The sequence below is a fragment of the Gemmatimonas sp. genome, assembly GCF_036405635.1.
Taxonomy (GTDB): Bacteria; Gemmatimonadota; Gemmatimonadetes; order Gemmatimonadales; family Gemmatimonadaceae; genus Gemmatimonas.
In genome coordinates, this window is record NZ_DASWXE010000103.1 from 1 (window position 1) to 6,268 (window position 6,268).

4 protein-coding genes and 1 riboswitch are annotated in these 6,268 nt (G+C 64.9%); of the genes, 3 read left to right on the plus strand and 1 reads right to left on the minus strand.

What is annotated here, in order from left to right; all coding sequences use genetic code 11:
* On the minus strand, positions 1 to 671 hold a 671-nt coding region (locus VGE27_RS09120), incomplete at its 3' end, for an acyl-CoA dehydrogenase family protein (RefSeq protein WP_331049340.1).
* A 268-nt stretch (positions 672 to 939) separates the two neighbouring features.
* Here VGE27_RS09120 and VGE27_RS09125 point away from each other — a divergent pair.
* The 3 genes from VGE27_RS09125 to VGE27_RS09135 all read left to right on the plus strand — a co-directional run bounded on the left by VGE27_RS09125 (position 940) and on the right by VGE27_RS09135 (position 5,931).
* A complete protein-coding gene (locus VGE27_RS09125; protein ID WP_331049341.1) occupies positions 940 to 2,913 on the plus strand; it encodes an IPT/TIG domain-containing protein in 1,974 nt (657 codons plus the stop codon).
* Positions 2,914 to 3,034: 121 nt separating this feature from the next.
* Entirely contained in the window at positions 3,035 to 3,583 is a 549-nt protein-coding gene (locus VGE27_RS09130; protein ID WP_331049342.1) for a hypothetical protein, read from the plus strand.
* Between the two features lie 275 nt (positions 3,584 to 3,858).
* Positions 3,859 to 3,955, plus strand: a riboswitch (cyclic di-GMP riboswitch).
* Between the two features lie 158 nt (positions 3,956 to 4,113).
* Positions 4,114 to 5,931, plus strand: coding sequence for an Ig-like domain-containing protein (locus VGE27_RS09135; protein WP_331049343.1), 1,818 nt, complete (start codon positions 4,114 to 4,116; stop codon positions 5,929 to 5,931).
* The last annotated feature ends 337 nt before the right edge of the window (positions 5,932 to 6,268 follow it).

Below are 6,268 nucleotides of genomic sequence, written 5' to 3' on the forward strand. Positions count from 1 at the left end.
TTCTCGAAGTGCAGCGACGTGGTGCTCGACGCGCGGATGCCCAGCTTGTCCTCCTTCTTGCCCACCGTGAAGCCGGCGTCGCCGCGCTCCACGATGAAGGCCGTGATGCCCTTGTAGCCAGCTTCCGGCTTGGTGTTGGCGAACACCACGAACACATCCGCTTCGCCGCCGTTCGTGATCCAGGCCTTCGAGCCGTTCAGCGTCCAGCCGCCCTCGGCGCGATCCGCACGCGTGGCCAGGCCGAACGCATCGGAACCCGACCCGGGCTCGGACAGCGCGTAGGCGCCGATGGTGTTGCCCGTCATGCGCGGCAGGATGCGCGCGCGCTGTTCGGCGTTGCCGTACCGGTTGAGCGGGTAGTTCACGAGCGTGTTCTGCACGTCCACCTGGATGGCGGCCGAGGCGTCCACCTTGCTCAGCTCTTCCACGGCCAGCGTGACCATCATGAGCGAGCCGCCGGCGCCGCCCACGTCTTCCGGGAGCTCGATGCCCATCAGGCCGAGCTCGAAGAACTTGGCCGTCAGCGCCGGGTCGACTTTGCCCGCTTCTTCCATCGCGTGCACGCGGGGGCGCACTTCGGATTCGGCGAGTTCCGCCACCGCGGTACGGAAGAGCTCCTCTTCTTCGGACAGGAGCGTGAGGGGCGGACGGGAGAGGTCGGTCTGGGTCATCGACGGTCCAACTGGGGGTGAATGAAGGGAACGGTGGGATTTACCCAAGGGCACCGGGAATGAAAAGCGCGCGCCTGGGCCTTTGTGGCAGGGGCGAATCTGGAAAGGCCGAGTCCGGCACGCGGGTTGCCCCCTCTCTTGCACAGCAGAGACGGCACTTCTTCCCGCGAACTCCTCGATGCAGATCCCAAGTCACTATACGACAACAGCTTACAAAACTCCTGGTGCTTCGTTCCGGCGCTGGGGTTCGTTTGCGGTTGTGGCGTGCATGATCGGGGTGTTGCAGGGGTGCCGCAGCGGAGACGTGTTGGCTCCGAATTCTTCAGTGGATCAGAGCGCGCTTGTTGGCGTGCGGACCACGTCGGCACCCCGCGTCAGCCGGCTCACACCGGATACGCTGGTGGTCGGGACAACGATGACGGTGGAGGGGGAGCAGTTTCCCTCCGATCTGGTCTCGGTTCGCGTTCGCATCGCCGGAACGACGTTGGAAGTCCGAGCGATCTCTTCGAACCGGATGGAGGTGCAGCTGCCGGCCGTGCTGCCGCCCTGTGGGCCGGTTCGTCGGGAGACGGTGATCATCGAGATGCAGGGCCTCACGTCCACCCACGAAGTGGTTCTGCGTCGGGCAGCACGAATGACCGTCGATCCAGCCGATTCCTCGCGCCTGGTTGCCGCGGAGGCGGCGCGTTGTCTCGAGCTGCCGGCGATGGACGGCGGTGCAGGGCGCTATGAGGTGGCGGTGCTGAATACCGGCACGACGTTGGGGGAGTCGGCGACGTTCTCGCTGCGTGGGCAGGGCATGGGCGGGCTCGCCGGCGTGGCCAGCATGGACGCCGCGCCGTCTGCGGCCCGTTTCGTGTCAGCGGGGCAGGCGCTGGTAAAGGGCGGTGCAATCAATTCGGCCGATGATGATCGTCAGCATGGCGTGCTCCTGGCGCAGCAACGGGCGCTGCTGACTGGCGCAGGAAACGCTGCGGCTCGCTGGGCGGCTGCGCCCAAGATGGCCAGCGCGATGGTGAAGCCGGCGGCGGTCGGTGATACGGTTCGCATGTCGGCCATCCTTGGCAGCTGCAGCGCCGGTCGCGCGGTGAACGCGCGTGTCGTGTATGCCGGTGCCAGGGCGCTCGTGCTGGAGGATGTCACGGCGCCGCGTGCCGGCAAGATGGACGTGACCTATCGCCAGTTGGGCCGCGAGTTCGACGAAGTGGTGTATCCACTGCTGGCGGAGAGCGTGGGCGATCCGCTGGCCATGAATGGTGCGATGGGCGGCGATGGACGCGTGACGATGCTCTTTACGCGCTTCGTCAATGACTCGGCCCCGGGTACGGCCGGCTATGTGAGCGCCTGCAACTTCTACCCCCGCGCGACATTTGCCGGCAGCAATCAGGACGAGGTGTTTTACGCGCGTGTCGCGACGTCATGGGAGACCCCGGACGAATGGCGCCGCGCGATGCGGGGGACGATTGTCCACGAAGCCAAGCATCTGGCCAGCTTTGCCGAGCGGTTTGCGCGCGGTGCTTCGTTCGAGGAGCCGTGGCTGGAGGAGGCCACGGCGCGTGTTGCGGAAGAGCTGTACGCCCGCTCTTTCGCCGATGGCGTGCAGTTCCGCGGGCAGGCCGGATTTGCGGCCAGCGTGCAGTGTGAAGTGCTGCAGTGTGATGACCGGCCGCTGATCATGTGGAAGCACTTCACGGCTTTGCATCAGTACCTGCAAGGGGCGGACAGCCTGTCGCCGTTCGGTGCAGTGCGCAGCGGTGACTACACTTACTATGCGAGTGGCTGGTCGCTGGTGCGCTGGGTGCTGGATCGCTATGCTGGCAGCGAATCCATGTCGCTCAAGGCGTTGGTGCGCGGTGACATGGGTAGCGGCATTGCTGCGCTGACCACCATGACGGGCGTGGCGCCGCACCAACTGGCAGAGGGCTGGCAGCGGTGGTTGCGTAGCGCCTACGATGCCAATTCTTCCACGAGCAGGAGTGCGAGTTGGAATCTGCCGGACATCATGCGTGGGCTGGGGACGTTGTTCCCGGAGGCATACGGGGCGTCGCCCTCGGTCGCCCGGCGCACCTTCGGCGATCTCCAGATCAGCAGCACGCGCCTCGCGGCCTTCGGAGCGTACCGTTTCATCCTGGTCGGCGCGCCGTCCAGTGGACTGGGCAGCGGTCAACTGATCGAACTGCAGACGGGTGCGGATGCCGCTTCGGTCGCTGGGGTGCGGTTGTCGGTCACGCGCCTGAATTGAACGGTATCTGCGTGGCGGTACAGAGCCAGGCAGTGCCGACACCCCGTCAGCGATGAACATTCTGGCCCGCGCGCGGCGCGTCCTGGGCCTACTGCGCCGGCTTCCTGCCTCGGCGCGGGGAATGGCCGTTCGACGGCTACTGGAAAGTAGTTCGTCGCGCCAGCGCCGACTCGAGCGAGCACTGGCGGTGAAGCCCTCGTCGATCGTGTTCATCTGCCACGGCAACATCATGCGGAGCGCGTTTGCGTTGGCCTACGCGCGTCAGCAGTTCCCGGACATGGCCGCGTCGATGCTGGGTGGTGGGACACACGCCGTGCACGGCAGGGCCGCTCAACAATCTGCGTTGGTTGTTGCGCGCGAAATGGGTACGCCGCTCGACGGTCACTCCGCGACGCCGCTCGGAGAGCTCCGACTCGATGAGGGGGCGCTGATCCTGTGTATGGACCGGGCCAATGAGGCCAATGTGGCCACCCGCCTTCCTGCCCTGGCTGATCGGGTGTTTCTGATTGGCGACGTCGACCCCCTCTCGGGGACACAGGGTAGCGACGCGACGCGAGTGGTCTCCGACCCCTACGCGCTGGGAGATGGGGCGACGCGGCAGGCATTTCAGCGGATTGCCGAATTGGTGGGTCAATGGGCGGCGGCAGTGGGAGCACGTAGGGCTGGTTGAAGCTGATGATGGGGTGCCCAACACCTCGATTCTGCAACTATCCAAAAGTCTATGTGGCGTCGCTGCTGGCTTTGTGTAGCGTTATGGCGCCAGCCTGGAGTATCACAGCGTGATCCAGGGCACAGCGACGAAACGAAAACGGACAGTTTTGGCGATTTCCGTCACGTTTTGTAAGAAAACAGTCGGTTACAGTCCGGTGCTGCTGTCGTCAACCAAGCGAGTCTGTGGCGTATTTCAGTCGACGCGAATGTCGGCCCCGCAGATCAGGCTCATAGGAGCGACAAAGGCAAACCCGTTGAAAGGCGGGGACGCAAAACCACGGGGCTACCGCATCCACGAAGCAGTGGGTGTTATGCCGGCCGGGTCGCCGAAGAATGGACCTGTTGGAGGCCAACATGCACCCCCAGTACACGCGCCGGCTGATCGCTGGCGCGCTTGTTTCCCTTGCGGCCTGCGGCCGTGATGTTCCTGTTGCACCGAACGACTCAAATGACTTTCTGAACGGCGCCACCCCGAGCTATGCGGCGGTGATGACGTCTGCAAATTCGCTGAGCATGCAGGTGGGTGACAGCTACACGCTGCAGTTGACGACTGCGCTGCGTCGCAGCCGGACGGTGACCTGGCGGAGCACCAGCTCCAGCATCGCCGGTGTGAGCTCGTCTGGTACGGTGCGCGCCTATCGCACTGGTACGGTGACGGTGACGGCGAGCGGCTCGGGTATGAGCGAGTCCTTCACGGTGGCTGTGGCGGCCGCGCCGGTGACCCCGACCCCGACCACGCCCACCACCCCGACGCCGGGGCCCACGCCGGTTGTGACCAACTTCGAAATCAGCCCGGCGACCGGAGCCGCTCTTGCGCCTGGCAACGTGCGGCAATTTTCTACGACAGCGATCTGGTCCGATGGCGCGAGCCGCGCCGTGACCGTCAACTATTCGGCTGTCGGAGGCACCATCAATACGAATGGGCTGTTCACGGCGGGTTCGATCGGCGGCACCTTCCTCGTCATCGCGAACTGCACGTGCGGTATGGCGGACACGGCACAGGTGCAGGTCAATGTCCCGGTGACGGTGGCAGTGCAGGAGCTCCGCACCTGGCCGCGCAGTGTGACGATGCGTGCCGGCGCCACGCAGGAGTTCTGGGCGAGCGCGGTGTGGACGAACGGTGCGACCACGCTGCCACCGCTGACCTGGGCTGCGACCGGCGGTAGCCTGGCGTCGAACCTGATCTACACGGCACCTTCGGCGCCTGGGCGCTACTTGATCGTTGCGACGCACATGGGTGGCACGCTGAAGGACACGAGCGTGGTGGTGGTCGAAGCGGCGGCGGCCCAGCTGACGAAGCTGACGATCGCCCCGAAGGTGGTGAGCCTCACGGCTGGCGCGTCGCAGCAGTTCGCGACCACGGCCAACTGGAGCACGGGGGCGACGGACCTGCCGCCCGTGACCTACTCGGCGACCGGCGGTAGCGTTTCCTCGACTGGCGCCTATGTGGCACCGACGACGGCGGGTACCTACCGTGTGATCGTGGCCCACACCGGCGGCACGGTGCGCGACACCGCCACGGTGACGGTGATCGAGAACAACAACAACAGCACCACCAACACCCCGTCTGCGGGTGGTCCGACGCTGTCGGGTGGCGGCGCGAACGAGCCCTCTGGATACGCGACGATCTTCTCGAATCCGATGAGCACGTTGCCGCCGAAGCACCCCCTGAAGGACGCCTACGGCTTCCGGAACTTCTTCGGGACGAACTATCTCGCCGTGCAGACCGAAGGGGCCGCGACCTACATGCGGGCCACCTTCCCGAAGGGGACGGGCGGTGGTGCAGACTATCCGAATGCCTTCGCATCGCTGGACTGGGGCTCGGTGACCACCGGCATGACGAAGATGTACATGCGCCTCCGTGTGCGCCTGTCGTCCAACTGGACCGACAATGGCAACACCGGCACCAAGTTCTTCTTCTTTCTCCAGCAGCAGGGGAACAATCACTACATCGGCATGACCAACGGTGGCCTGTTCCAGCCGATGCTGGGTCTGCAGAGCACCTTCGGATATGGCACGCCGAGTGGCCCGAACCACTACACGCCGTCGCCATTGTCAAAGGGTGATTGGCACGAGCTCGAAGTGCTGGTCGAAGCCAACACGCCGGGGCAGTACAACGGCAAGTACCGCATGTGGGTCGATGGCCAGCTCCTGGTGACGCGTACCGATGTCGGCTACTTCGCCGCCGGCCAGGTCGTGAAGTTCGAAGAGATGTACTTCAACCCGACCTACGGTGGCGGATACAATCCGGTGCCCGCGGACCAGAGCATTGATATCGATCACTGGTACATGTCGCTGGGTCGCTAAGGCTTAGGCCGGGCAGTTTCCAATGAATCCGCGCCCCCCGATACGGCCTGTATCGGGGGGCGCGGACGTTCAGGGGGACAGAAATGGAACGATCGGGCCGGGTGGTTCGTCCGGAGGTATGGCTCTCCGGCTCGCCGATCATGGCAGGCTTGGGAGCGCGGTAAGTTGTTCATCTGCCGCGCCGGCCTTGATGCCGACGCCACGTTTCGTGACTATCGTCAATGTCTCACCCCGGCACCGACTTGCACGCATGAAGGTTCCCTTTCGTAGCCTGGTCCTGATGCACGTGCCACAGGGCACCGGCTACGCCATTGCGCCATTGGAACGGCTCTTTGCG